The sequence below is a fragment of the Helicobacter trogontum genome (genome assembly GCF_000765905.2).
GTDB classification, from domain to species: Bacteria; Campylobacterota; Campylobacteria; order Campylobacterales; family Helicobacteraceae; genus Helicobacter_A; species Helicobacter_A trogontum.
Map to the genome: position 1 here is coordinate 1 of NZ_JRPL02000120.1, position 330 is coordinate 330.

The following is a 330-nucleotide window of genomic DNA, read 5'->3' on the forward strand; positions in this document are numbered from 1 at the left end:
ATACCTCTACCAAGCCTAGAAATCTCGGCAGTGATTAAAATATCTCCTGATTGTAGTTTATTTTGTAATTCAGTAATTTTTCTTTTTTCCTGTGTTTTTTAGTTTTAATGCTTTATATGCCATGTTAGTTTTTTCATCAGATAGGATTGTAAAATTATTATTAGTTTGAATTTTCTGTATTTCATATTCTATTTGTTTTCGCACTGATTCTAGAAATTGAGATCTTGTAATTGAGTATTGTCTGGAAAATCTAAAATATCCTTTTCATTATCAAAAACCCAACCAAATTGTTTTCCTCTTTGAAACGCACTAAGCCTTGATTTTAATGAA

1 protein-coding gene is annotated in these 330 nt (G+C 27.9%); it reads right to left on the reverse strand.

Annotation, left to right across the window (positions count from 1 at the left end):
• Positions 1-69: 69 nt before the first annotated feature.
• Entirely contained in the window at positions 70-204 is a 135-nt protein-coding gene (locus LS81_RS12395) for a hypothetical protein (protein WP_272898103.1), read from the reverse strand.
• Positions 205-330 lie beyond the last annotated feature (126 nt).